This is a genomic window from Pseudomonas sp. MPFS, from assembly GCF_022537035.1.
GTDB lineage: Bacteria > Pseudomonadota > Gammaproteobacteria > Pseudomonadales > Pseudomonadaceae > Aquipseudomonas > Aquipseudomonas sessilinigenes.
The window spans coordinates 1,769,330-1,795,642 of sequence record NZ_CP066123.1 but is presented as its reverse complement, the minus strand read 5'-3'; the positions used below and the strand labels follow the sequence as shown (position 1 = coordinate 1,795,642).

Genomic DNA, 26,313 nt, shown 5'->3' with positions numbered 1-26,313 from the left:
CTCCTATCCGAGCAGTTGCATCCAATTCACCGTCCTGGCAGTACTCAATTCAAACCCCTTGCCAGCCAGCTCCAGGTTTTCGTTGTAATTGACATCCTGGGCAAAGCGCGCCGCCCACTTGTCCTTCAGGGCCGCGGCAGCCTGCGAGTCCTCGGCCAGGGTGCCCGGGTGCAGGATCTGCGCCTGCGGCGTCAACACGGTGAGATAACCGGCATCGGCAGTCTTCAGGCACAGGTCGACATCGGCGAAAGCCTGGTCGAAGTGTTCTTCGTCCAGTCCACCGACAGCCTCGTAGAGGTCCTTGGCCAGCATCAGGCAAACGCCGGACACCGCCGAGTAGTTCTTCTCCACCCACAAGCTGTTCATGTAGCCCGGTGCATCCTTGGCCTCGCCGGCAAAGGCCGCGCCCAGTTGGCCATTGGCCCCCAGGATCAGGCCAGCCTGGGTGGTCAGGCCCTGCTCATCGACCAAGCGGGCACCGACCACCCCGACCTCAGGACGCTGGGCCTGGTTGAGCAGGCTCTCCATCCAGTTGGCGTTGACCACCTCGGCATCCGAGGACAACAGCACCAGGTACTCGCCCTTGGCCTCGCGGCAAGCGGCGTTGTACAGCGCCGAGTGGCTCAGGCGTCGCTCACTGCGCAGCACGCGGATGCGCTCGCCACGGCCCTCAAGGCTGGCCAGCCAGCTGTCGAGCTCGGCATTCTGGCTATGATTCTCCGCGATCAACACTTCGTAGCGCTGGTAGCGGGTACGTTGCAGCACGCTCACCAGGCAGCGCTGCAACTGGGCGAAGTTATCCTGGCTGGCCAGGATGATCGATACCAACGGCCGCTCTGCATGCTGGTAGTCGATCTGGTAGGTACCTGGCTGCGCCGAGCCGATCTGGGCCCGATAGCCCCGTGCGGCCAGATTGCGAGTCAGTACCTGCCGCTCCTCGGCATGGGCTTCATCGCCCGGGGCCTGGCAAATCAGCAACGGCTCGGCCAGGTGCGCAAGGCCGCCCAAGCCACCGTCCTGGATCAGGCGCAACAACACATCCAGCTCCAGCGCCTGCTTGAGCTCAGTGGAGAACCCGCCAATCGCCAACAGGGCCTGGCGTTGCAACAGCCAATGCCGCGCCATCAACGACGGCGCGCCCTGCAACTGGTCCAGGTTGATCCCTGGGCGCCACACCATGCTCAGGGTCGCATCGCTGCGGCGCTGGACCTCGTCCATGGCCACGGCACGAATGCCTTCGACGCCCGCCAACTCGAGGCTGGCCCGCAACAGGCCACTGGCGGTGAATTGATCGCCGGCCGCCGCCATCAGCACCCACTCGGCAGCGGACTGGGCCACCGCCTGGTTGATCCGCTCGACGTAGTTGCTGTGCGTCACCTTGACGAAATGCAGGGTGTCCCGGGCCGTGGTCGTGGCTGGCAGGTCGCCCGTGGTGAAGACCACCAGCTTGAACGCCTTGTAGTGGCTGGCGACCAGGCTATCGAGGGTGGCCTGCAACTTGACCATGCTGGCATCGAGATCGAGCAGCAGGATCTGCACCTGCGGCACGCCACCCTGGCGGGCCTGGTGCGCGGCGATCGCGCTCAGCTGTGCAGGCTGTGGAGCTCGCGCCTCGAGCCAATTGAGCAGACGGCCCGACCCGGTAGCGTCGAGCAGCTCGCGCCCCTGCGGCCCCGGCACCGACTCCAGGCGCTCGGCCCAGGCTTGCAGCTTGCGCAGCTCTTGTGGCTCGTCGCTGTCCTGCATGGCCTCGACCAGGCGCTTGACCACCTGGCGGTTGAACAGGTTCAGCCCCAGGGCCTCCCACAACCGGCTGCGCAGGCTGCGCGGCGTATCGTTGGGCTGCACGCGCATCAGCTCTTCCTGGCGCAGCAATACGCCTTCGAGTTCCTTGAGCTGGACCCGGCCGGCAGGCATCGCGTGCATGAGGAATTCGAACTGGGTCAGCAGATCGAACATCGGCTTGTTGTAGAACGGCATCTCGACAAACTGCTCCGGACCGAAGGAGCGTACCGGCTCATCTCCCACCTCGACCCAGGCCGAACGGAAGATCATCGTCCCCTTGAGCGAACGTCCGCTGGTCAAGCATTCGGCCATGACCGCGAAGCTGTCCAGGGCAATCTGCTTGACCTGCTGCGGGTCCCGGCCGCTGAAACCACTGGGCAACGAGGCCAGGAACTCCGCGAATGCCTCCCGCTGCGCCACCGACTGCGCATCGTTGTACATCAACACCGTCAGCACGTTGGTGTTGTGTTCCGAAGCCCCATAGTTGGCTTCACGCACGGCAAAGGGAATTGGCAGCACCCGGGCCTTGGCGCAGGCCAGCAGGTAGAAGCTGTGGCCGATCTCCTGCCATTCGAAATTCGTCCCCGCAGGCAACTGGTTGTACCACTGCTGCAACAGGTCGGTGCGGGTCACGGCATAGAATGGCGGCAAGAAATGCCCAAGGAAATCCTTGACCCGCTGTTCCGGATCTTCGCTGGCATAGTCCTCGATTCCCCGGCGATCGCGACGGTAATAGGCGGTTTCCGAAGCCCTGGCCAGGTACATCATCCCGTAGCCATGGCACACCCCGTAGTCGGGATGGGCTTCAAGGAACTCCACCGATGCGGTCAAGGCATCGTGGATCAGGAAATCATCATCGGCGGCAAACACCATGTAGGGCGTGGTCACCAGGTTCACGCCATAGGTCAGCTTGTCCTGCAGCCCCTTGTAGGTGAACTGCGGCAGGTGCCGGTAATCGACCTGGGGATAGCGCTGGGCGATGGACTCGTCGGCTTGCGGCGAGGAGTCCAGCACCAGGATCGAACACGGATAAGTGCTGTAGTACTGCAAGGTACGTTGCAGGAACGCCTTGCGCTTGTGAGTCATCACCACCAGTGTGATTCGTTCGCTCAACGGCGCTGTATCAGTCTTCATTGTCTTGTCTTCAACCCACATATGCCTTTCCCCACCAACGGCCAAGCGCCTGGTTCCTGCCGCTATTGATATTCAACGAACCCGACGCAGATAGCCGTCCGGTGCCACGGTGATCAGCAACTTGTTCTGCATCTGATAGTCGATCTCGAAATCACGGTTCTCCTCCAGATAGGCCCACACTGCGGTCTTCGGGTTGTCTCCCGGCCCCCAGGGACGATCCGGGAAGAAGTCTGCCGGCATGTCCTCGACAACCGTGTCCATGACCACGCAATAGCTATCCACCGACACCAGCGGCGCATACAGGCGCAGCTCTTCGAGCACATGCTCGTGGGTGTGGTTGGAGTCCAGGACCAGGATCACTTTCTTGCCGGCGGCAGCGGCCCGTACCTGCTCGGCGATGGCCGGATCGATGCTCGAACCCTCGATCATGCGAATACGCTTGCTCATCGGATGCTGCTCGATGGCCTCGCGGTTGTGGGGACGAATGTCCAGATCGATCCCCAGCACTTCGCCATGGCCCTGCAACTCCAGCAGCGAGGCGTAGTAGATGATCGACCCGCCATGGGCGATGCCGCACTCGATTATCAGGTCCGGCTTGACCTGCCAGATGATCTCTTGCATCGCCATCATGTCCTGGGGCAACTGGATGATCGGCCGCCCCATCCAGGAGAAGTGATAGCTGTACTTGTGGGTCGCGGACTCATTGAAAAAGTCCCGGGCCAGGCCCTTGAGCTTTTCATCCTGGCCCTGGGCGCTGATCTGCGCCTGGCACTCTTGTTCGAAGGCTTGAATGACGTTGTTCTCGCTCATGTTCGGGTCTCACTGAAAATTATCGGAATGAAGCGCTGTCGACGGCGTGATAGACATAACGGCCATCGGTCATGCGCTTGATCTCTTCTAGGTAATTGGAATTCATCACGAACAGGTTGGCCCCTTCCGGCAGCACCTGCATGGCCTCTTGCGGCGATGACACGCGCATGCCGCTCAGCGGCAGGTAGCGCCCTTGCTTGGCAGGGTTGATGTCCACCACCTGGTCCACCGCCACTCCGGCGCGTTGCAGGAACAGCGAATAGATCACGCCCTTGGAAGATGCCCCCCAGATACCGGCACCCGCCTGCGGAGCCGAACCGATGATGCGCTTGGCCTGCTCGATGCTGGCGGTGAAGTCCACCGGCATCTGCAAAGGCTGGGCAGGCGCCTGCAACTGGTCCTTGAGGCTACCGAGGTCCGCGACCACATACAGGTACTGGCCACCGAACAGGTGCCCGGCCTCATGCACCGTGCCGAACATCCGCCGCAAGTCGTCGAGGCGGAAATAGTTCACGTGCTCGTAGAACACATCGAACCAGGCACGATGCTCCAGGATCCAGTCGAAGCAAGGCACCTCGATATAGATCTGCCCACCCTGGTTGGCCCTGGCGATTTCCTTGAGGAACGCCAGCGGGTCGGCAATGTGCTCCAGCACATGGCGCAACACGATGGCCTCGGCGGACAACCCCAGGTCACGGGTGAACGGGGCCTTGATCACTTCTGGATTATCGCCCTCATAGGCCGGGTCGATACCGGTGATGGAGTAATCCAGGCTGCGCAACAGCTCGAGGAAATACCCCTTGCCGCAACCGACCTCGATCAGCCTTTGTCCCTTGAAGTGCCGGGCGACAATGCCCTCGACATCCATCAGGTGCCGCTGGAACTGCGCCGAATGGGCCTGTTCGTTCTGGTAGTCGCTGTCGTAGCTGAGCTTGTCGGCATCGAAGGCCTGGTTATAGACCAACCCGCTTTGCAGGTCCTGCACCAGGACCATGTCCGCGCTGGCCGAAGCCTGGGCGCTGCGAGCATCGGCGAAGGTGCGGTTCTGCAACACCGGCAGGTCGGCGACCCGATACAACTCATGCGTCATGTGCAGCTCCCGTCAATTGTCGCAGGCGCTGGTTCAAGCCCCAGAACGCCATGGGTTCGTAGTCCGGATAGGGGTAGTGCCCAAGATTCAGGCGGATCGACGAGCCACGCTGGGCGATCTGCCGCTCCACCAGCGAACGCACCGATACCGGCTGGCCGCTGGAACAGTTGACGGCCCCGGAGAACGTCCGGACCTGCAACAGCGCGGCCAACTGCTCGGCAGCGTCCTCGATGGCCTGGTAATCCCGTAGCTGCTCGCCACCGGACATGTCGAAAGACTCGTCACCGGCATCGATGGCCCGATCCAGGGCCGCCAGCAGGCTCTTCGGATTCTGTCCCGGCCCATGGAGGTAGAACAGCCGGGCCCATTGCAAGCTGAAAGGCACGTGCTGCTGCAGGGCCTGGAGGAACAAGTGCAGGCTGTGCTTGGCCAAGCCATAGGGATTGCCTGGCCGAGCCTCGGCCTGCTCGTCCAGAGGCCCGCTCTGCATGCCGTACTCGAAACAGGTACCAGTGACCAGCACCTGGGAGACGCCAGACTCGACCACCGCCTTGATGAAGCGGTAGTCGGCCATCAGGTTGTGCTCCAGGTGAAACAGCGCCTGGTAGTTCGGCAGGCCAGGCCAGGCCAGGTGCGCCAAGGCATCGACGCCATCCACCAGCGCCGCCATGTCGATATCCGCGGCATGCACATCCTGGGCACGAAACTCCACGGCCTCGAACCAGGGCATCCGGCGGGCCTTCTCCACATCCCGGGCCACCGCCCGCACCTGGCAACCGCGGGCCAGCAAGGCCGCGACCAGGTGCCGGCCAACAAAGCCGGTGGCCCCGGTGACCAGCACCTTAAGGCCACTCATAGTACTTTCAGCTCCGGCACGGCGATCACGAACCGAGCGCCCCACTGGCGAACCTGGGCCAGTTGCTCACTGACCTCCGCCAGCAGGTTCCACGGCAGCACCAACACATAATCGGGCCGTTCAATATCGATACGCTCGGGCGCCACGATGGGAATCCGGCTACCCGGCAGGAACTTGCCTTGCTTGTGCGGGCTGGCATCAGCGACCCAGGCCAGCAGGTCGGCCTTGATCCCGGCATAGTTGAGCAGGGTATTGCCCTTGGCCGCCGCCCCATAGCCCACCACGCGCTTGCCCTCGGCCTTGGCCTGGAGCAGGAACCTGAGCAACTCGTGCTTGATGCCCTGCGCCGCCGGCGCCAGGGTCTGGTAGTACTCGGTGGTCGTCACCCCCGCCTCATGCTCCAAGCGCAATTGCCGGGCGACGCTGTCCTGCACCGGGCGCGACGCCACGCCCTGGCGCTGGACGAAGACCCGCAGCGAGCCGCCATGGGTCTTGAGGGCCTGGACATCGAAGACCTCAAGGCCATTGCGCTGACAGAGCCCCATGACCGCTGTCAGGGAAAGATACGAATAGTGCTCGTGATACAGGGTGTCGAACTGTTGCCCGGCCATCAGGCTCAGCAATTGCGGGAACTCGAAGGTCGCCACCCCCGCCGGCTTGAGCAGGGTGGCAAAACCACCCAGGAAATCGTTGATGTCCGGCACGTGGGCCAGCACGTTATTGGCTGCCATCAGGTCCGCAGCCCAGCCCTGCGCCACCAGTTCGCGGGCGGTTTCCAGGCCGAAGAACGCTTCACGAATCAACAGCCCCTTGTCCCGCGCTGCCTGGGCAGTGCTGTGGGTCGGCTCGACGCCCAGGCAGGGAATACCGCGCTCGGCCACATACTGCAGCAGGTAGCCATCGTTCGCCGCGATCTCCACCACCCGGCTCTGCGAATCGAGCCCGAAACGCTCGACCATTTGCGCCACATAGTCCTGGGCGTGCTTGAGCCAGGTGCTGGAAAACGAGCTGAAGTAGGCGTAGTCGGCATCGAACAGGTGGTCGGCGCGGGTGTAGTCCTCGGTCTGCACCAGCCAGCATTGCTGGCAGACCTGGACCTTGAGCGGCACCCACTGCTCGGCCTGGTCCAGTTGTTCAGCGCGCAAGTAAGCATTGGAAGGTGGCGAGGTGCCCAGGTCGATCAGGGGCAGGCTCAGGCATGCGCCGCAACCACGGCAATTCATAGTTTCACTCCAGCGAAGGCGGCATCGAGCAAGGGATGGCTGGCATCGCGGCTCGACAGATTATTGACAGGCAATGGCCAATCGATCGCCAGCCTCGGGTCCAGCACCGACAGCCCGGCCTCGTGCTCCGGGGCATAGTCGGCGCTGTGCAGGTACAACAATTCGGCATCGTCGCTCAGGGCCTGGAAGCCATGGGCAAAACCCGCTGGCAGCAGCAAGCTGCGGCCATCGCCAGCACGCAAGTGCTCGGCATGCCAGTGCAGGAAGGTCGGCGAATCGGCGCGCAAGTCCACTGCCACGTCCCAGACTTCGCCACGCAGGCAGGTAATGAGCTTGGCCTCGGGACGCGCCGCAGTCTGGTAATGCAGGCCGCGCACGCTGCCACGTTCGCGAGTACAGGAATGGTTGATCTGGCGAATGTGAAACGGCTGGCCGAAGGCGCCCAGGCTGCCCTCGCAGAACAGTCGCGAGAAATGCCCGCGCTGATCTTCGAAGCGCTTGTGGCGCACCTCCGACAGCCCCGCCAGGGCCAGGGGCATCACCTGGAACTCGCTCACAGCGCGCCCCGATACAGGTTCAACTGGCCCAAGGTCACGGCGCGCATGTCCGCACCGCCCTTCCAGGCCAGGTGCCAGTCCAGGGTCTGCGTCAGGCATTGCTCCAGGCTCCAGCGCGGCTTCCAGCCCAGCAGTTGGCGGGCGCGACTACTGTCCAGGCGCAACAGCCCGGCTTCATGCAGTTCACTCGGTTCGATTCGCAAGCCCGGCGCTGCAGGCCAATGCCGGGCCAGCAACTCCACGACATCGCCGACGCTGCACATGTCCTGCTCGCTAGGGCCGAAATTCCAGGCCCCGGCGAACTCCGGGCCTTGCTGGTACAACCCGGCGGCCAGTTGCAGGTAGCCGGCCAGGGGCTCCAGGGCGTGCTGCCAGGGGCGCACGGCCTGGGGATAGCGCAAGGTCACCGGTTCACCGGCGGACCAGGCCTTGAGCACATCGGGTATCAAGCGCTCCGGCGCGAAGTCGCCGCCACCCAGGACATTGCCGGCACGTGCCGTGGCCAGGGCCAGGCCGTGCTCGTCATGACGCTGGGCAGGAAAAAACGACGACGCATAGGACTGCGCCAGCAATTCGCAGCAGGCCTTGCTGCTGCTATAGGGATCATGCCCGCCCAAGGGCTCGTTCTCCCGGTAGGGCCACAGCCACTCCTGGTTGGCATAGACCTTGTCGGTAGTGACCAGCACGCAGGCTCGTACTCCGCCGACCTGGCGGATCGCCTCCAACAGGTTCAGGGTGCCCATGACGTTGCTCGAGTAAGTACCCAGCGGGTCGCGGTAGGCCTCGCGGACCAGCGGCTGGGCCGCCAGGTGCAGGACGATCTCCGGCTCCGTGCGGGCAATCAGCTCCAGCAGGCTGCCCAGGTCGCGCAGATCGCCGCGATGGTCGTCGATGCCTTCGGCCACCCGGGCCAGCTCGAACAGGCTCGGCTCGGTTCCAGGGTCCAGGGCGAAACCGCTGACCTGGGCGCCCAGGCTCTCCAGCCACAGGCTCAGCCAACTGCCCTTGAAGCCGGTGTGGCCGGTCAGCAGGACACGCTTGCCCCGCCAGAATTGCGCGCTCAGTCCCACTGCTTCCACGGGGCCTCCCCGCTTTGCCAGAGTTGTTCCAGGTGATTCTTGTCGCGCAGGGTATCCATCGGCTGCCAGAAGCCGCCGTGCTCGAAGGCTCGCAGTTGCTCGTCCCGGGCCAATTGCATCAGTGGCTCCGCTTCCCAGGTGGTGCTATCGCCCTGTATGTAAGGCATCACCTTGGGCGACAGGACAAAGAACCCGCCATTGATCCAGCCACCATCGCCCCGAGGTTTCTCGGTGAAGCCCAGGACCTGGTCGCCATCGCGTTCCAGAGCGCCATAACGGCCGGGCGGCTGTACCGCCGTCACCGTGGCCAGCTTGCCGTGGGCCTTGTGGAACGCCACCAGGGCGCCGATATCCAGGTCGGACACGCCATCGCCATAGGTGAAACAGAACGCTTCTTCGTCCTGCAGGTAACGCCCGGCCCGACGCAGGCGACCACCGGTCATGGTCTCCTCGCCCGTGTCGATCAGGGTCACGCTCCAGGGCTCGCTGTAGTTCTGGTGCACATCCATGCGGTTGTTGCGCATGTCGAAGGTCACGTCCGAGGTGTGCAGGAAGTAGTTGGCGAAGAAGTCCTTGATCGCGTAGCCCTTGTAGCCCAGGCAAATCACGAAGTCATGGATCCCATGGGCGGAATACAACTTCATGATGTGCCAAAGAATTGGCTTGCCGCCGATCTCGATCATGGGCTTGGGCTTGAGATGGGACTCCTCGCTGATACGCGTACCCAGGCCACCTGCCAGAATTACTGCCTTCATCGCTGTCCTCTTGCTCTTCGCGGGCTGAATCAGCCCTCTTGAGGCCTGGCAGAGCACCAGACGCAGATCCCATGCAGCCGGCACCGCAGCGCGGTGAAGGTTTTATGGCGATATGAGCAAGACTTGCAGGAACTGCGCCAAGTGTGCGGCCTGCCTTCGAAAACCACCCAGGCACACACTCCTGAGCCGAGGAGCGAGCCCCCGCGCCGGAAACGGCGGCCCGCACTGAGGATGCGCGGGCCGGCCCCATCAATCCGGCAGCCACCCCCACAACCAGTGCTGCAGGTTGTCGCTGCGCAGCATGAAATCGCGATGCACTGCCGCGCGCAGCTCATCGCCCATGCGATAGCTGGCCGCCGGGTCGGCCAGGTGCATGCGAATGGCCTGCAACCACTCCTCGGTGCTGTTGCTCAGCACCTTGGTGCACGGCAGGAAGCCGCGATAGGCCTCGGTATCGGTGCAAATTACCGGGTAGCCGCAGGCGCCGTACTCCAACAACCGCAGATTGCTCTTGCAGTCATTGAAGATATGGAACTCCAGCGGTGCCAGGGCCAGGTCCAGGTTCAAGCTGGCCAACTTGAAGGGGTAGCTCTGCAAGCTGATCGCCGGATGGAACTCATGCAGATAGGGCCGTAGTTCGTCGGGGCACATGCCGAAGAACACCCACTCCACCTCATTGGCCAATTCGCGCACCACATCGGCAATGATCTCCAGGTCACCGGTGTGGCTGGTGCCGCCACCCCAGCCCACTCGAGGTTTGCTGGAAGTGCCTCGGCGCGAGGTCAAGGTCGCCCAGGGATCTGGCGCGAGCATGTTGGGCACGACCCGGATATCGCTGTGCATGCTCGACAGCGCATCGGCCAGGGGCTGGGTGGTCACGACCACGCGATCGCACATGGCAATGCCTTCACGCAGCATCTGCTCGGTATTGGCCGGCTTGTTCCGGGTATGGCTGTTCTTCTTCGGCGCGCTGACCACGTAGTCGTCGAGCTCGAAGATCCGCAGCGCACTGGAATACTTCTTCATCCGCAGGATATCGCCGGCCGAGCCTTCGCTGTAGCGCCCCTGGAGCACGATGGTATCCGGGGAAAGCCGCTCGATCTCGACCATCGAAGGCGACTCGTAGGACACCCTGGAGATCACTCGTCCGGACTCCTCCAGCGCGCTCAGCGGCCCAGTGACCCGGTAATGCCCGGTCGCGGTGCCGTTGACCGGCAGCCCCAGGATCAAGGGCAGCGAGCGACTGTAGAAGGGATTCCAGTTATTGCGCAGGGTCGGCTCCAGGCTGAAGCTGGAAAAGCCCAGGCTCAGGGCCGGGTTGTAGGCAGGATCACGAGCGATCCTCGCCAGCCAGCGGCGATAGAACGCCTCCTGGTCGGATACCAGCACTTCCTGCGTCACTGCACCATCGACCCGGGAAGCGGCTCCCTGCATCAGGGTGGCATGGGGTGTCCAGACCACCAGGTAGCCGTCGCGATCCACTCGCAGGCAAAGATCCGCAACCCCCAGGCCAGTATTGAAGTCCTCCTGCGCCAGGCCGCCGAGGCTATCGAACACCTCCTTGCGCACCATCAGGCAATCGGCGCTCACCGCACTCCAGTTCTGCACCACCTGCAAGCGCTGCATATAGCCACGGGCACCGAGGGCCTCGCCGACGAAGGGCGAGCCCACCGGGCCTGCCAGGCCAAGCACCTGGCCGGCATGCAGGATGGAGCCATCGGCCGCCAGGATCCGCGCGCCCACGATCCCTACCTCTGGGCGCTGGGCCTGATTGAGCAGTTCATCGAGCCAGTCGCGGGTACAGATCTGCGCATCATGGCTGAGCAATAGCAGGTACTCGCCACGCGCCTGGGCCGCGACTTCATTGACCAACGCCGCCTGATTGCCCCCGCCATCACAAGCCAGCACCCGCAACAGCGACGCCCCCAGCTGGGCCATGGCCGCCAGCCAGTCGGCCATGGACGGGTCGCGACTGCCGGCATCCACCAGCAGGATCTCGTAGTGGTTGTAGGCCGTCTGCTCGATCAGGCTTTCGACACAGCGCTGCAGTGCGGCCAGGGAGTCGCCGCAGGTGATGATGATCGACACCAGAGGCCGCTTGCCGTGCAGGTAGTCGATGCGATTGATCAGCGGCAGGTCATCGTGGCAAATCCGATGCTCCACACCGATCCGCTGCAGGTGGGCGCTCACCAACCCCTCACTGGCTTCGATCACCTGCGGCCGCGACAACCATTGGGCAAAGGAAAACTCCGATTCCACCTGGATCTCGGCAATGTGCTCGATCGCCTGCGGACCGGCAGCCTCCACCAGCCGCCAGAGCAGGTCATGGGGGGCCAGCTCGCCCCGGGCCGGATCGAAACCGCCCTCGGCCAGAACACGCTCGCGGGAAAAGGCCAGGGTCCGCCCGACATAGGGATAGGAGCGCATGAGGTCAAGGTTGAAATCCGGCTTGAACACCGGCTCGACAGACTCACTCTCCACCAGGGCGCCTTCATCGCTGTAGGCACCGAGCATGGTCGGGATGCTGGCGATACGCTCGGCCAGCACCAGCAGCGCCGAGGCAGACAGGCGATCGCCAGCCTGCAACAGGTAGAACCAGTCACAGCCTTCCAGTTGCGGCAGCAACTCATTGAGTTGCTGCAACCCATCGCCGCGCAGCGGCTGCTGCACGACCCGCTCGCGCGTCGAGCAGTCGGCATCGGACAGCACCAGCACCGCCTGGGGCGCATACAGCTGGGCATCCAGGCTACTCAAGGTGCGCTCAAGCGCCACAGCGGATCCGTCGACATCGATGACCACCGGCACGATACGCGCCTGGCGCGACCAGCTATCGAGACGCTGGGGCAGATGGCGCTGCTCGGACGGCGACAGGCAGCGGCTGCCCAGCCACTCGCGATAGAACTCCTCATAGCTCTGGCTTGCCCCACCCACCCGGCCATTGACCACGGTATTGCGATTGCCCAGGACCCGGGTCACGCACAGTTCCTGCCACCGGCGCGGCTCTTCACCCGCCCGGACCAGATCCACATAGCGCACCCAACCAGCGGCCGGAGCCGACTCACCAGCTCGCGCGGCCAGCATCTGCTTCAACCAATCCCACTCGGAACCGGCCAGCTTGAGCACCTCTGGAGTCGCGCTGAAGCGCCCGGGATAGAGCCGCTCACAACTGAGCACCGTATTGAGCGTCGCAAGGTTGCCGCGCCTGAGCAGGCAGATGAACAACGCCGTATCCAGCAAGGCCACGAACCCTGCGCCCTCCTGGATCAGCGCTGGCAGCAATTCCAGCACATCGGCGCGGCGCATCAGCGTCGAGCTGAAGTTACCCAGGTAGTTGCTTTGCCAGCCCTCGAGGATCCCCAGCATGTCGTCCCCCTTGAACACTGAATCGCAGAGGGAGAAGCAACTGTTGTCCAGCCGCGAAGGCAGGATGGAGTTACCGGCATCGCTGAACACGCGCAGCCCGCACACCAGGCTGACCTCAGGATATTCGGCGAGGATCGGCGCCTGCAGGGCAACGCTGGGCGCGAACAGTCGGTCGTCATCACACAGGACCTTGATCAGCTCGCCGTCGGCTTCCTGGACACCGCGCAGGATATTCTTCTGCAAACCCAGGCGCTGCGGATTGCGCAGGTAGCGCACCGGATGTGCGGGCTCGCAAACACCTTCGACAATGCGCTGGATCTCGTCACCGGCACTGTCGTCGCAGACCACAATTTCCAGTGGCTGATAGGTCTGGGCCAAGGCGCTGTCCAGGGCCTGGGCAAAGAAGCGGGGATTGAAGGCGGGGATGACGATGCTGACTAGAGGGGCTTGGTTCACGGCAGGGAACTCTCGAGCGGCGAGCCCCGATCGACACGACCGGGGCTGCAAAACCGCTTACATAAAGACGGTTGGCGGCTCGACGGCCGTGGCGCTCGGAACCGAGCGCCACGGGCCTGGCTCAGATCTTGTTGAACAACCCGAGCTGGCTGATCTTGCTGAAAGCCAGTTGCGAGGCTTGCAGCATGGTCTGCTGCAGGGTCAGGCGTGTCATGACTTCGGCCGGATCGGAATCGCTGATGGCCGAGCGGGTCGTGACATTGGCCGCCGCCAGGCTTTCATTGATCTCGACCTGATTCGCCAGGGCCGAACCGCGACCACCGACGGAGCTGATAGCGATCGACAACTGGTCGGTGCCACTGGCCAGGTTGGCCATGCCGGAGGCGAGATCGGCCAGTTGCTTCTGGGTGGCCACGGCATTGCCAGCGGTAGGAGTGCTCAGTGCACTCTTGAGCTGGCTCACGGTGTCCAGGATGTTCTGGCTTTCGTGGGTATTGACCGAGACGCTGAACTGGTCGTTGGCGGTTGGCGTGCCATTGAGGGTGAAGGTCACTCCAGCAGCGGTGGCCTGGTTACCCGCCAGGGTTCCGGAAGAAACGGGCTTGCTATCGGCGGTCAGCGGGGCCGCATACAGATCGAACTGGGTAGCACTGGTGAACTTCAGGACTGCCGAACCACTAGGGAACGTGGAGTTGTAGGCCGCCTGGTCGGTCACACTGGTGCCGGTCACCTGGGCAGTGCTCGGGTTACCCGGGCCACGTGCAACGTTGAAGCTGTCTGGCTTGGAACCCAACTGGAAAGAGTATTGCGGCAGCAACGCGCCGGCGTTGTCGCCGGACTTGAGGTTGACGTTCAGGCTCAGGTCCACCCCACGGAAGCTCACGGTCTGGTTCGTCGTATTACCGATCACACCATTCTGGCTGGCCTCGGACGTCACATCGTTGCCATTGATATCGGTGATCTTCAGCTGGGTGGCGCTGACGAACGAAATCGAATAGGGCTCGCCCTTGCGGAAGTCGCTGTTGTACTTGCCGGCGTTGGACATCTGGCCATTGGACAGGAACACCGTGCCATTGTCCGGTGACGGCGCACTCTGGGTAGTGACCTGGGTGCGGCTGGTATTCGCCGCCTGCTGGAACACATCCCAGCCGGTGCTGTTGGCGGCCATCAGCATGGTGTCGCCAACCGGCAGCTTCAGGCTGCTCTGGTCGCCGTTGTAGGTGTAGGTACCGTCGGAGTTGCGGCTGTATGGCGGCACGTCATCCTTGGAACCACCGAAGATGTACTTGCCGTTTTCGTCCTGGGTATTCATCAGGCTGAGCAACTGCCCTTCGATCTGCCCCAGCTCCGACGCATTGGCCTGGCGGTCGGCATCGGTGTAGCCGGAGTTGGTGGCACCAGCGGCCAGTTCCCGAGCCCGGGCCAGGACGTTGTTGATGCTGGTCATCACCGACTCGGCCTGCCCCAGGGAAGCCTTGATCGAGTTGCTGTTGGTCTTGTACTGGTCGAGCAACGAAGCCTGCTGGCCAAGTTGCAGCAGGCGCGAGGCACCCACTGGATCGTCGGCCGCGGTCTTGACCCGCACCAGGCTGCTGGCCTCCTCGCTACTCTTGATCGCGTTGGCGAAGTTCCTCTGGTAATTGGCAGCCGAAGACTCGTAGAACTGGGAAGTGGAAATGCGCATGGTCTACGACTCCTTAAAGGCTGCTGATCAGCGTACTGAAGATGGTTTGTGCAGCCTTGATGATCTGCGAGGACGCGGTGTAGTACTGCTGATACTTGACCAGGTTGCCGGTCTCGTCATCCAGGTTGACCCCCGACAGCGAGTCGCGGGCGCCCTTGGCGTTGTCCAGGATGCTGCCGTTGGCGGCGCTATCGAGCCGGGCCTGGCTGGCCTTGGAGCCGACGTTCTCGATCAGCTTGCCGTAGGCGTCCACCAGGGTCATGCCCTTGCTGGCCGAACCGGTATCGACGGTCTGCTTGCTCTGCAGGCCGGCCAGGGCCAGGCCGTTGCGGTTGTCGGAAGAGCCGGCACCGTTGAGCGAGATCGTCATGTTGTCGCCGGAGTTCGGCGCTCCTGCCACATCCATCTTCACGGCGAAGGTCTTCTGCACCCCGCTGCCATCGAGCACCGGGTTCCCGCTGGCATCGACCATCTTGATGTTCAGGTTCAGGGTGTTGGTCTGCCCCGGCACCATGGTGCCGCTGCCGATCTTGTTGCCCTTGGAATCAAAGTAGTCATAACCCTGGCTGCCGTTGGCCGGTGCATTGAACACCACCTTGATCGGACCGGCGTTCTTGAGCGCGGTCTGCATTTCCAGCTTGGCAGCAGGATCATAGTTGTTGATCGGCACGACCAGCGACGGCTGGCTGGCGATGCTCAACGAACTCTTGATCCCGGCCCCGATCTCGGCCTTGAGCGGCGCGGCAATGGCCAGGCGCTTGACATCGGTCATCTCGGTCTGGATGGAGGCCGAAGCGTTGCGGGTTGGAGTGATCTTGAAGCTGTCACCCGAGACTGCCGTACCGTTGAGATTCAACGAGAAACCGTCGATGACCGGCGCCGGGGTGGTGGTGGTGCTGAAACTGCCCAGGTCGGTGCCATCGGAGCGCTTGACGCTGTAGTCGGTCGCGCTGGTGAAGGTCACCGTGTAGTCATTGGTGGTCAGCTTGCCAGTGTCCTTGATGATGACATCGAAGTTGCCGGACGCCGAGTTGTTGCCGGTGCTGGCTATGCTGCGCTGGCCAATCAGCTTGAGGCTGTTGATGTCATTGAACAGGTTGCCGCCGAACTCGCCGTTCTTGTCGATGCCCTGGGCCATCTGGCTGTTCATCTGATCGGCAACGACCAGCGCCACGCGCCCCAGCTCGTTCAGCGCCGGGTCCAGCACTTCGCTGCGATAGCGCAGCAGGCCACCGATCTCGCCGCCGGTATCCTGCCCCTTGGGTGGCGTGGTGATGTCGACGGAAGTGCTGCCAAGGTTGATCTGCAGCGTCGAACGGGTCGGGTCGCTCTTGCCCGGCACCACTTCCAGGGAGTTGGCGGAGTTGCCCAGGACCAGTGGCTGGCCAGTACCCAGGTAGAGGTCGAGGCTGGAGCCGCGCTCGGATACGTCTACCTTGATGAACTGCGACAACTGGCGCACGGTCTCGTTGCGCTGGTCCAGCAGGTCGTTGGGCATGCCGCCACCGCTGGTCGACAGCTCGGAAATCTTCTGGTTGAGCTGGGCCACGGTCGCCGCCAGGTTGTTGACCTGGTTGGCCATGTTCGACAGGTTGCCGTTGATGCTGTTGTTCTGCGCATTGAGCTGGCTGGACACCGAGTTGAAGCGATTGCTCAGGGCCTGGGTATCGCTGAGCAGCAACTGCCGGGAAGCCTCGTCGGTGGGCTTGGCGTTGAGGTTCTGCACCGACGCGAAGAACTTGGTCAAGGCGCTGGTCATGCCGGTATCGGCTTCGGAGAGCAGCTTGTCGATCGGCGTGATCTGATTCTGGTAGGCGGCCACGTCGCTGTTGCGCGAGGTCGCGCTGCGCAGCTGGGCATCGAGGTAGCTGTTGTACACCCGACGCACATCGGCCAGGGTGGCGCCGGTGCCGATGAAGACGTTGCCGAACTGGTTGGAGGCCTTGGTGCCCTGCACGGTCTGCTGACGCGAATACCCTGCGGTGTCGGCGTTGGCGATGTTGTTACCCGTGGTCATCAAAGACGATTGGCTGGTAGCCAGCCCCGACATCCCGATATTGAGCAAACTCATGATTCAGACCTTATAAATTCGTGGAAACGCCCGCCGCAGCGTAGTTCTGGTAACTCTTCATCTGCTTGGCTATCTGCGAAATCTTGCTTGCGTAGTCCGGGTCGGTTGCATACCCGGCTTTTTGCAACTCGCGAACAAACTGTTCTGGTTTATCGGCCACCTTCAGCACTTCTTGATAGCGATTATTGCTCTGCAACAAGGTCACCAGATCGTGGAAGCTGTCCTGGTAGGAATCGTAGGAACGGAACGCCGCCGTTTCCTTGACCATCTGCCCGTTGCGGAACTCGCTGGTGATCGCCCGGGCTTGTCCGCCCTGCCAGCTGCTACCGGCCTTGATGCCGAACAGGTTATGGCTGCTACGTCCATCCTGCTGGCGCATCACCGACTTGCCCCAGCCGGTTTCCAGGGCTGCCTGGGCGACCAGGTAGCGCGGATCGATGCCAATTCGCTTGGCCGCCTGCTCCGCCATGGGCAGCATGGTGGCGACGAACTCGTCGGAAGAGCCGAAGGCACGCTTGGCCGGGGCCAGCGGTGGCTGGGCCATGGCCCGACCATAGATGCGCATCTTGCCTTGGGCCGCGGCATAACCCTGGTTGACTCGCCACTCGCCGCGCAGCACCGCATCGGCAGCAGGCGTGACCCGGGTCGGCGCGGCATTTTGTGCCCCCGCCTCCACCGCACCGGTCGACGGCACGATCCCGGTCAGCAGGCGATCGGTGAGCTTGCTCGGCAGCGACAGGCGCCGCTGGTTGAGCAGGGCCATGTCGTTATGGGGAATACTGGTGCGCTCCGGATTCGGCACGCGGAAGGCCCACATCGGCCGCTGGCCGTTGACCCGGCTCAGCGGACCATCCTGGGCAGTGGTGCCCGCGGCAATCGGCGTCGGCGTAGCAACCGGTGGCGTCGGCGTGGCGCCTGGCAGGGCCGAGGTCAGCCCGGTGGGAGCTGCCGCCGGCTTGTTCTGCATCATCTGGCGCACCAGCACATTGGCCAGGCCGATACCGCCACCCTCGCGGGACAGGGACACCGCCAACTGCTGATCGTACATTTCCTGGTATTGCTTGGCCGTCGGCGTATTGAGCGGATTATCCTGGGCCAGCACGTCGGTGGCCTTGCGCATGGACTTGAGCATTTCGTTGAGAAACAGCGACTCGAACTCTTGTGCCACCTTGCGCACGTTGGCTTCGCTGTTCTTGTCGCCGACCTTCAGCTGCTGCAGGCGATTGAGGTCGGAGTACGCCCCGGAGTCACCGGTGGCAGTCAGGCCGCTCTTACGAATATCCATGGCTGACACCTCAAATCACGATCAAGTCGGCTTGCAGGGCGCCGGCCTGCTTCAGGGCTTCGAGGATCGCCATCAGGTCGCCTGGCGCCGCCCCCACCTGGTTCACCGCCCGCACGATCTCGTCCAGGGTGGTACCCGGGCCAAACTTGAACATCGGCTTGGCCTCCTGCTGGGCATTGACTCGCGAGCGAGGAACCACGGCCGTCTGGCCATTGGACAGAGGACCGGGCTGGCTGACGATCGGGTCTTCGGTAATGGTCACGGTCAAGCTGCCATGGGTCACGGCAGCCGGCGAAACCTTGACGTTCTGGCCGATGACGATGGTACCGGTACGCGAATTGATGATGACCTTGGCCACCGCCTGGCCCGGATCGATCTCCAGGTTCTCCAGGATCGACAGGTAGTCCACGCGCTGGCTTGGGTCCAGGGGCGCAGTAACGCGGATCGAGCCGCCGTCGATGGCCTGGGCCACGCCCGGGCCGAGCATGTCGTTGATCTTGTCGACGATGCGCTTGGCCGTAGTGAAGTCCGAACGGTTGAGGTTCAGGGTCAGGCTATTGCCCTGGTTGAAACCACTGGGCACGGCACGCTCCACCGAGGCACCGCCAGGAATCCGACCGGCCGACGGCACGTTGACGGTGATCTTCGAACCGTCACGCCCCTCGGCGTCGAAACCACCCACCACCAGGTTGCCCTGGGCAATGGCATAGACGTTGCCGTCGATACCCTTCAACGGAGTCAGCAGCAGGGTCCCGCCGCGCAGGCTCTTGGAGTTACCGATGGACGAAACCGTGACGTCCACCTGTTGCCCCGGCTTGGCGAACGCCGGCAAGTCGGCACTGATCGATACCGCGGCAACGTTCTTCAACTGCACGTTGCCCGATCCTGGCGGCACCTTGATCCCGAACTGCGACAGCATGTTGTTGAAGGTCTGCAGGGTGAACGGCGTCTGGGTGGTCTGGTCACCCGTGCCATTGAGCCCCACCACCAGGCCGTAGCCAATCAACTGGTTGGAACGCACGCCGGAAATACTGGCGATGTCCTTCAGCCGCTCGGCCTGGACGCCAAGGGAGGTGGACAGCAACAAGACGGCCGCCATCAGGTGCTTGAAATTCAACATAGTGCGCCTAGAAAGGGAACAGCGGGCTGAGGAAGAAACGGTCGAACCAGCCAGGCTGGTTGGCGTCGGCGAACGACCCGGTGCCCGAATAGGTGATGCGTGCATCCGCCACCCGGGTCGAGGACACGGTGTTGTCGGTGGCGATATCGTCCGCCCGGACCAGGCCGGCGATACGCACCAGCTCATCACCGGTATTGAGGGTCATCCACTTCTCGCCACGCACGGCGATGATGCCGTTGGGCAGCACGTCGGCCACGGTAACCGTGATCGAGCCGGTCAGGCTGTTGCTCTGCGCCGCCTTGCTATCGCCCTTGGAGGAACGGTCACCCTTGTAGCCAGCATTGAGGCTCAGGTCACCATCGCCGAACGGGTTGTTGGTGTTGGGCGTGGCGCCGAACAACGACGTCAGGCCGATGCTGTTGCTGCTGGTCTTGCTCAGCGCCGAGTTCGCCCCTTTGCTGGCCGCGGTGCGCTCGTTCAGGGTGATGGTAATGATGTCACCGACCCGGAATGCCTTGCGATCGGTGTACAGGTTCTGTTCGAAGCCTGCCTGGTAGATCGAGCCGTTGTTGGAGGCCGCAGGCAGCGGCGTGCGCGGCAACACTGGCGCGTAGTAAGGGTCATTGGGTTTGGGCGGAGGGGCGACACAGCCCGCGAGCACGGCTCCCCCAGTCAGCGCTAACACACAAATAAACCGATTCATGACCCTTCCTCACGATGTTGCTGGCAGCTCACTGGCGTGGCGGCCTCAAGACTTGATTACAGCTTCTGCGTTACGAACGACAGCATCTGGTCGGCGGTGGAGATCACCTTGGAGTTCATCTCGTAGGCCCGCTGGGTGGTGATCATGTTGACCATCTCTTCCACGGTGCTGACGTTGGAGGCTTCCAGGGTGTTCTGCAGGGTGATGCCGAAACCGTTCAGGCCCGGGGTACCGACCTGTGGCGCACCACTGGATGCGGTTTCCAGGAACAAGTTGCCGCCCTGGGCCTGCAGACCGGCCGGGTTGATGAAGTCGGCGGTCTGCAGGTTGCCGATCACCTGGGACGCCGGGTTGCCAGCGACAGTGATGGACACCGTGCCGTCCTCGCCCACGGTGAAGGTCTGCGCGTCGTTAGGCACGACGATCGCTGGCTCCAGGGCAAAACCATTGGCGGTCACGACCTGGCCATTGGAGTTGAGGTGGAACGTACCGTCACGGGTATAGGCCGTGGTGCCATCGGGCTGCAGGATCTGGAAGAAACCACGGCCGTTGATCGCGATATCCAGCGGCTGCTGAGTGGTCTGCAGGCTGCCCGCGGTGAAGCTCTTCTGGGTGCCGACGATGCGCACACCAGTACCGACCTGCAGGCCGGAAGGCAATTCGCTGTCCTGGGTCGACTGGGCACCCGGCTGGCGCTTGATCTGGTACAGCAGGTCCTGGAATTCGGCACGATCACGCTTGAAGCCCGTGGTCGAAACGTTCGCCAGGTTGTTGGAAATAACACTCAGGTTGGTGTCCTGGGCGGACAGGCCGGTTTTGGCAACCCATAGAGCCGGAAGCATTCGATTCTCCTCACGCGCCTGTTTTACGGCGCTAGGTACTGGTAATTAGCTGATCTGCAAGACCCGAGCCATGGCCTGGTCGTCTTCTTTGGCGCTGTTCATCATCTTGACGTGCAATTCGAACTGGCGGGACAAGGCCAGGACCGCGGTCATTTCCTGCACCGCGTTGACGTTGCTCGACTCAAGGAAACCTGAAACCAGTTGCACGTTGGCATCGGCCGGTGCCGGCTGGCCGTCCTTGGTCTTGATCGACCCATCCAGGCCCTTGGTCAGGTTCTTGATGTCCGGATTGACCAACTTGATGCGGTCGACCTCGGCCATGACCCGCGGACCCTCGCCCATGGCACGGATACTGATGGTGCCGTCCTGGCCGACTTCGATCTGCTGCTGCGGCGGCACGGCGATCGGACCGCCATTGCCCATCACCGGCATGCCATTGCCGGCACGCAGCACACCCAGGGCATCGACATTCAAGCTGCCGGTGCGCACATAACTTTCGCTACCGTCGGGACTCTGCACGGCGATCCAGCCATTGCCGCTGACCGCCACATCCAGGTCGCGACCGGTTTGCACCATCGAGCCCGGGGAGAAATCCGTGGCCGGACGCTCACTCATGGCAAAGGCCCGCGCCGGAAAGCTGTCGCCAAACACCGGCATCGAGCGAGCCTGCTCCAGGTCACGCTGAAAACCGTTGGTGGAGATGTTCGCCAGATTGTTGGCATGAGCCTTTTGCGCCAGAGCATTCTGGCTGGCGCCGGTCATTGCCACATAAAGGTACTTGTCCACAGTGCTTCCTCTGTCTGCCGGACGTTTGCCGCCCACCGCTGTACTGCGAAGCCATAAGCAATAAGCGCACCAACTTTTCCAGGAGCGGTTGATCCCCAGGCTGGACAGGGCTTTGCCTGGCTAAAGGGCGGTAGCGATGGCTTTTCGGGAGACGGAAAAACGGCGCTCTTATGCCGCTAACGGCAAGTAACCGCCCCGTTACCCGGGCCACAAGGGCCCAGGTGACTACGAATTGTCGCTGGTGGGCTTGCCCACCTCATAGTCGCGCAGCTTGTTGGCAATGGTGGTGTGGGAGACCCCCAGGCGCTTGCCCAATTGGCGACTGCTGGGAAACTCGGCATACAGGCTTTCGAGCACGGCCTTTTCGAAGCGCCCGACGATCTGCTCCAACCCACCCTCCAGGGAGAACTCGCCAAGGGGCTGGCGCGCACCGTAGTCCGGCAGGCGAATATGCTCGACCTTGACCGTGCCGCCATCGCACAGCGATACCGCCTGGAACAGCACATTCTCCAACTGCCGGACATTGCCCGGCCAGTGATAGTGACTGAGCCGCTCCATGGCCGCGGGAGCCAGCTGGGGCAAGGGACAGCCGATCTGCCGGCTGGCCTGGTCGAGAAAGTGCTCCACCAGCGGCGCCAGGCCATCGAGGCACTCGCGCAGCGGCGGGATATGCAACGACAGCACGTTCAGGCGGTGGTACAGGTCCTGGCGAAACTCGCCACGGGCACAGAGTTCGGAAAGATCGAGCTGGGTGGCACAGATCACCCGCACATCCAGATACACCTCTTCGTCGCTGCCCACCCGGCGGAAGCAACCATCCTGCAGGAAACGCAACAACTTGACCTGCAAGCGCGGGCTCATCTCCCCCACGCCATCGAGGAACAGGGTGCCGCCAGCGGTCAGCTCCAGCAGCCCGAGCTTGCCCTCGGCCCTCGCCCCCTCGAATGCCCCCGGGCCATAACCGAACAACTCGGTCTCGGCCATGGACTCGGGCAACCCGGCGCAGTTGAGCGCCATCAGTGGCGATTGCCCACGGGGACTGGCCAGGTGACAGGCACGGGCCAGCAACTCCTTGCCAGTGCCGGTCTCACCCTCGATCAGCAACGGCGCATCGAGGGGCGCCATGCGCCGCGCCTCTCGCACCACCGCCGCCATCACCTTGGAACTCTGGAAGATGCTGTCGAAGCCACGCAGCTCCTGCTTGCGCACGTTATAGATGCGCTCGCCAACCCGGTCCGCCCGATGCAGGGTCAGCACCGCGCCGGCCATGGCCTCGCTGTCGTCGTGCTCCGATTGCAGCGGCGCGATATCGGCCAGGAACACATCCCCCTTGACCTTGACCCGCAGGCCATTGATACGCGACTTGTTGGCCCGCACCAGCTCCGGCAGGTCGAAGTCCTCGGCATAGCGCGACAGTGGAATTCCCGGCACCTCATCGACCCGCACCCCCAGCAACTGGGCCGCAGCGCGGTTGGCGGCAACGATCGAACCGCCCATGTCGATGGACAGCACGGGGAACTCCAGGGCTCCGAGTAACGCATTGAGCTCCATGTGCCGACGCTCGCTGGGCATCAAGCCGACTCGCTTGACGCCAAATACCCCGGCAATGGATTCGAACTTCGGGCGCAGGGCCTGGAACTGCAGGTTGATCAGGTTCGGGCAATGCAGGTAGATGGCGTTGCCGTGCTCGCCCCCGACTTCGCCCCGGGCCACGTTGATGCCGTACTCCACCAGCAGATTGAGAATGTCCCGCAGGATGCCGATGCGGTTCTGGCAGTGAACTTTGATGCGCATAGATAGAAGCCCGAAGCGAGTGATGAAAGGCATAAGCGCCGTCACTCGACGCTTTTGACCTTGAAACTGAAAAACTTTCTGCCGGGTGACGCAGATAGTCGTCAAGATTATGTGACACAAAGCGGCTTTTTCAACTCAAGCATCAGCCGCAGTGCCGGGACTTCACAGCATCCGTAACGAAAAATTTACGATTTACACGCCAAACCCTCGATGCAATCGCACCGCTGCCTGCTGCAAAACGCCGCACCCTGGCGTATCACTGGGGTCATTCATAACAAGAACGCATTCCTGGCAGGAGAGCAGCATGAAGCAGACGCAGTACGTGGCCCGCGAGCCCGACGCGCAAGGTTTTATCGACTATCCACCCGAAGAACACGCGGTGTGGAACACCCTGATCACCCGTCAACTGAAAGTGATCGAGGGGCGTGCGTGCCAGGAGTACGTGGAGGGTATCGAGAAGCTCGGTCTGCCCCACGACCGTATCCCGCAGCTGGGCGAAATCAACAAGGTCCTGGGCGAAACCACCGGCTGGCAAGTGGCCCGGGTTCCGGCGCTGATTCCCTTCCAGACCTTTTTCGAGCTGTTGGCCAGCAAGCGCTTCCCTGTAGCCACGTTCATCCGTACCCGCGAAGAACTGGACTACCTGCAAGAGCCGGACATTTTCCACGAGATCTTCGGCCACTGCCCGCTGCTGACCAACCCCTGGTTCGCCGAATTCACCCACACCTACGGCAAGCTGGGCCTCAAGGCCACCAAGGAAGAACGGGTATACCTGGCCCGCCTGTACTGGATGACCATCGAGTTCGGCCTGGTGGAAACCCCAGCCGGTCGGCGCATCTATGGCGGCGGCATCCTGTCTTCGCCCAAGGAAACCGTCTACAGCCTCTGCGAAGAACCGGAGCACCAGGCCTTCGACCCGCTGGAAGCCATGCGCACGCCGTACCGCATCGACATCCTGCAGCCGATCTATTTCGTCCTGCCCGAGCTCAAGCGCCTGTTCGACCTGGCCCATGAAGACATCATGGCCCTGGTCCACCAAGGCATGCAGCTGGGCCTGCATGCGCCCAAGTTTCCGCCAAAACCCAAGGCGGCCTGAGCGGCCCGCACTCGCGAGCCGCTGCAAAAAATAGTAACGTCCACGGGTTGCGTGAAAACCTCACGAGCACGGGCAACATCGCCGCAAGCAAGGGGAAAAGCAGCAGGCCAGCCTGGATTTGCTTTTTCCGCTTGCCCTCAGGCAGGACAGCCCAACGCAGCTGTTTTCCCACAGCCCGCCCCAACAAGAATCGATTTCGGGAATACACCATGACCGCTCTGAACCAAGCCCATTGCGAAGCCTGCCGCGCCGATGCCCCTCAGGTCAGCGACGAAGAACTGCCGGTACTGATCAAGCAGATCCCTGACTGGAACATCGAAGTTCGCGACGGCGTGATGCAGCTGGAAAAAGTCTTCCTGTTCAAGAACTTCAAGTTCGCCCTGGCCTTCACCAATGCCATGGGCGAGATCTCCGAGGCCGAAGGCCACCACCCAGGCCTGCTGACCGAGTGGGGCAAGGTGACCGTGACCTGGTGGAGCCACTCCATCAAGGGCCTGCACCGCAACGACTTCATCATGGCCGCCCGTACCGACGAAGTGGCCAAGACCGCAGAAGGACGCAAGTAATGCACTTCGACGCCATCGGTCGTGTGCCTGGCGACCCGATCCTCGGCCTGATGGGGGCCTACGCCAGCGACCCCAACCCGGGCAAGTTCGACCTGGGCGTGGGGGTCTACAAGGACTCCCAGGGCCTGACGCCGATCCCGCAGGCGGTCAAGCAGGCTGAACAGCGCCTGGTAGATAGCCAGGACACCAAGATCTACATCGGCGGCCACGGCGACGCGGCCTTCGGCAAAGTGATCAACGAGCTGGTGCTGGGCAGCGGCTCGCCGCTGATCGACCAACAGCGCGCCGGCGCCACCCAGACCCCTGGCGGTACCGGCGCCCTGCGCCTGAGCGCCGACTTCATCGCCCACTGCCTGCCAGGCCGTGGCGTCTGGCTGAGCAATCCGACCTGGCCGATCCACGAGACCATCTTCGCCGCCGCCGGCGTCAAGGTCAGCCACTACCCTTATGTGGGCAGTGACAATCGCCTGGATGTCGAGGCCATGCTGGCCACCCTGAACCAGATTCCCGAAGGCGATGTGGTGCTGCTGCATGCCTGCTGCCACAACCCGACCGGTTTCGACCTCAGCCATGCCGACTGGCAGCGAGTGCTGGAAGTGGTGCGCAGTCGCAAGCTGCTGCCGCTGATCGACTTCGCCTACCAGGGCTTTGGCGATGGCCTGGAACAGGACGCCTGGGCCGTGCGGCTGTTCGCTGCCGAACTGCCGGAGGTGCTGATCACCAGTTCCTGCTCGAAGAACTTCGGCCTGTACCGCGACCGCACCGGCGCCCTGATCGTTTGCACCCAGGATGCCGAGAAGCTGCTGGACGTGCGCAGCCAACTGGCGCATATCGCCCGCAACCTGTGGTCCACGCCACCGGACCATGGCGCTGCCGTGGTGGCGACCATCCTCGGGACGCCAGAGTTGAAAACACTCTGGATCGACGAAGTGGAAGCCATGCGCCTGCGCATCGCACAGCTGCGCGCTGGCCTGGTGGAAGCCCTGCAGCCCCATGGCCTGGCCGAGCGCTTCGCCCATATCGGCGTACAACGCGGGATGTTCTCCTATACCGGCCTGAGCCCTGCCCAGGTCCAGGACCTGCGCGAGCATCACAGCGTGTACATGGTCAGCTCGGGCCGGGCCAACGTGGCCGGTATCGATGCCAGCCGCCTCGATCAGCTGGCAGCGGCCATCGCCAGCGTCTGCAAGGCCTGACCCTCGGTCAACGCCCTGCCTGCCCGGCATCCTCCTCTCGGAGCCGATGCCGGGTTCTCCCC

At 63.0% G+C, this 26,313-nt stretch carries 20 protein-coding genes; 3 read left to right on the top strand and 17 right to left on the bottom strand.

What is annotated here, in order from left to right; translation table 11 throughout:
• Nucleotides 1–3 precede the first annotated feature (3 nt).
• The 17 genes from I9018_RS08305 to I9018_RS08225 all read right to left on the bottom strand — a co-directional run bounded on the left by I9018_RS08305 (nt 4) and on the right by I9018_RS08225 (nt 23,393).
• Nucleotides 4–2,940 carry a TIGR00180 family glycosyltransferase gene (locus I9018_RS08305; protein WP_241109186.1) on the bottom strand — a complete coding sequence of 979 codons (2,937 nt, stop codon included), beginning with the start codon at nt 2,938–2,940 and terminating at the stop codon, nt 4–6.
• 51 nt (nt 2,941–2,991) lie between these two features.
• Nucleotides 2,992–3,729 carry a cephalosporin hydroxylase family protein gene (locus tag I9018_RS08300; protein ID WP_124346103.1) on the bottom strand — a complete coding sequence of 246 codons (738 nt, stop codon included), beginning with the start codon at nt 3,727–3,729 and terminating at the stop codon, nt 2,992–2,994.
• Nucleotides 3,730–3,748: 19 nt separating this feature from the next.
• Nucleotides 3,749–4,819, bottom strand: coding sequence for a class I SAM-dependent methyltransferase (locus I9018_RS08295; protein WP_124346102.1), 1,071 nt, complete (start codon nt 4,817–4,819; stop codon nt 3,749–3,751).
• The gene (locus I9018_RS08290; protein WP_241109185.1) at nt 4,809–5,675 is read right to left on the bottom strand and encodes an NAD(P)-dependent oxidoreductase; all 867 of its coding nucleotides are present in this window, start codon (nt 5,673–5,675) and stop codon (nt 4,809–4,811) included. The genes I9018_RS08295 and I9018_RS08290 overlap by 11 nt, the downstream gene beginning before the upstream one ends.
• Entirely contained in the window at nt 5,672–6,898 is a 1,227-nt protein-coding gene (locus I9018_RS08285; RefSeq protein ID WP_241109184.1) for a class I SAM-dependent methyltransferase, read from the bottom strand. Before I9018_RS08285 ends, I9018_RS08290 begins: the two co-directional genes overlap by 4 nt.
• The gene (rfbC, locus tag I9018_RS08280; protein WP_124346099.1) at nt 6,895–7,455 is read right to left on the bottom strand and encodes a dTDP-4-dehydrorhamnose 3,5-epimerase; all 561 of its coding nucleotides are present in this window, start codon (nt 7,453–7,455) and stop codon (nt 6,895–6,897) included. Before rfbC ends, I9018_RS08285 begins: the two co-directional genes overlap by 4 nt.
• Nucleotides 7,452–8,534 carry a CDP-glucose 4,6-dehydratase gene (rfbG, locus tag I9018_RS08275; RefSeq protein WP_241109183.1) on the bottom strand — a complete coding sequence of 361 codons (1,083 nt, stop codon included), beginning with the start codon at nt 8,532–8,534 and terminating at the stop codon, nt 7,452–7,454. The genes rfbC and rfbG overlap by 4 nt, the downstream gene beginning before the upstream one ends.
• On the bottom strand, nt 8,516–9,289 hold the full coding sequence (rfbF, locus tag I9018_RS08270) for a glucose-1-phosphate cytidylyltransferase (RefSeq protein ID WP_241109182.1): 774 nt from the start codon (nt 9,287–9,289) through the stop codon (nt 8,516–8,518). Before rfbF ends, rfbG begins: the two co-directional genes overlap by 19 nt.
• Nucleotides 9,290–9,538: 249 nt before the next feature.
• On the bottom strand, nt 9,539–13,108 hold the full coding sequence (locus I9018_RS08265) for a glycosyltransferase (RefSeq protein ID WP_241109181.1): 3,570 nt from the start codon (nt 13,106–13,108) through the stop codon (nt 9,539–9,541).
• 121 nt (nt 13,109–13,229) lie between these two features.
• Nucleotides 13,230–14,792, bottom strand: coding sequence for a flagellar hook-associated protein 3 (locus tag I9018_RS08260; RefSeq protein WP_241109180.1), 1,563 nt, complete (start codon nt 14,790–14,792; stop codon nt 13,230–13,232).
• A gap of 13 nt (nt 14,793–14,805) precedes the next feature.
• On the bottom strand, nt 14,806–16,863 hold the full coding sequence (gene flgK, locus I9018_RS08255; protein ID WP_241109179.1) for a flagellar hook-associated protein FlgK: 2,058 nt from the start codon (nt 16,861–16,863) through the stop codon (nt 14,806–14,808).
• 10 nt (nt 16,864–16,873) lie between these two features.
• A complete protein-coding gene (flgJ, locus tag I9018_RS08250; RefSeq protein WP_241109178.1) occupies nt 16,874–18,148 on the bottom strand; it encodes a flagellar assembly peptidoglycan hydrolase FlgJ in 1,275 nt (424 codons plus the stop codon).
• 10 nt (nt 18,149–18,158) lie between these two features.
• A complete protein-coding gene (locus tag I9018_RS08245; RefSeq protein WP_068586169.1) occupies nt 18,159–19,268 on the bottom strand; it encodes a flagellar basal body P-ring protein FlgI in 1,110 nt (369 codons plus the stop codon).
• 7 nt (nt 19,269–19,275) lie between these two features.
• Nucleotides 19,276–19,971, bottom strand: coding sequence for a flagellar basal body L-ring protein FlgH (flgH, locus tag I9018_RS08240; RefSeq protein ID WP_241109177.1), 696 nt, complete (start codon nt 19,969–19,971; stop codon nt 19,276–19,278).
• Between the two features lie 56 nt (nt 19,972–20,027).
• Nucleotides 20,028–20,813 (bottom strand): flagellar basal-body rod protein FlgG, encoded by a 786-nt coding sequence (flgG, locus tag I9018_RS08235; protein ID WP_241109176.1) that lies wholly within the window; start codon nt 20,811–20,813, stop codon nt 20,028–20,030.
• Nucleotides 20,814–20,858: 45 nt separating this feature from the next.
• Complete coding sequence (gene flgF, locus I9018_RS08230) at nt 20,859–21,599, bottom strand: flagellar basal-body rod protein FlgF (protein WP_068586177.1); 741 nt, start codon at nt 21,597–21,599, stop codon at nt 20,859–20,861.
• Nucleotides 21,600–21,824: 225 nt separating this feature from the next.
• Entirely contained in the window at nt 21,825–23,393 is a 1,569-nt protein-coding gene (locus I9018_RS08225; RefSeq protein ID WP_068586180.1) for a sigma-54-dependent transcriptional regulator, read from the bottom strand.
• Between the two features lie 151 nt (nt 23,394–23,544).
• On the opposite strand from I9018_RS08225, the gene phhA reads away from it, so the two are divergent.
• From phhA to I9018_RS08210, 3 genes are all read left to right on the top strand, one after another.
• Nucleotides 23,545–24,489 carry a phenylalanine 4-monooxygenase gene (phhA, locus tag I9018_RS08220; protein ID WP_228022263.1) on the top strand — a complete coding sequence of 315 codons (945 nt, stop codon included), beginning with the start codon at nt 23,545–23,547 and terminating at the stop codon, nt 24,487–24,489.
• 209 nt (nt 24,490–24,698) lie between these two features.
• Complete coding sequence (locus I9018_RS08215) at nt 24,699–25,055, top strand: 4a-hydroxytetrahydrobiopterin dehydratase (protein ID WP_007930096.1); 357 nt, start codon at nt 24,699–24,701, stop codon at nt 25,053–25,055.
• Nucleotides 25,055–26,251 carry an amino acid aminotransferase gene (locus I9018_RS08210; RefSeq protein WP_241109175.1) on the top strand — a complete coding sequence of 399 codons (1,197 nt, stop codon included), beginning with the start codon at nt 25,055–25,057 and terminating at the stop codon, nt 26,249–26,251. Before I9018_RS08215 ends, I9018_RS08210 begins: the two co-directional genes overlap by 1 nt.
• The last annotated feature ends 62 nt before the right edge of the window (nt 26,252–26,313 follow it).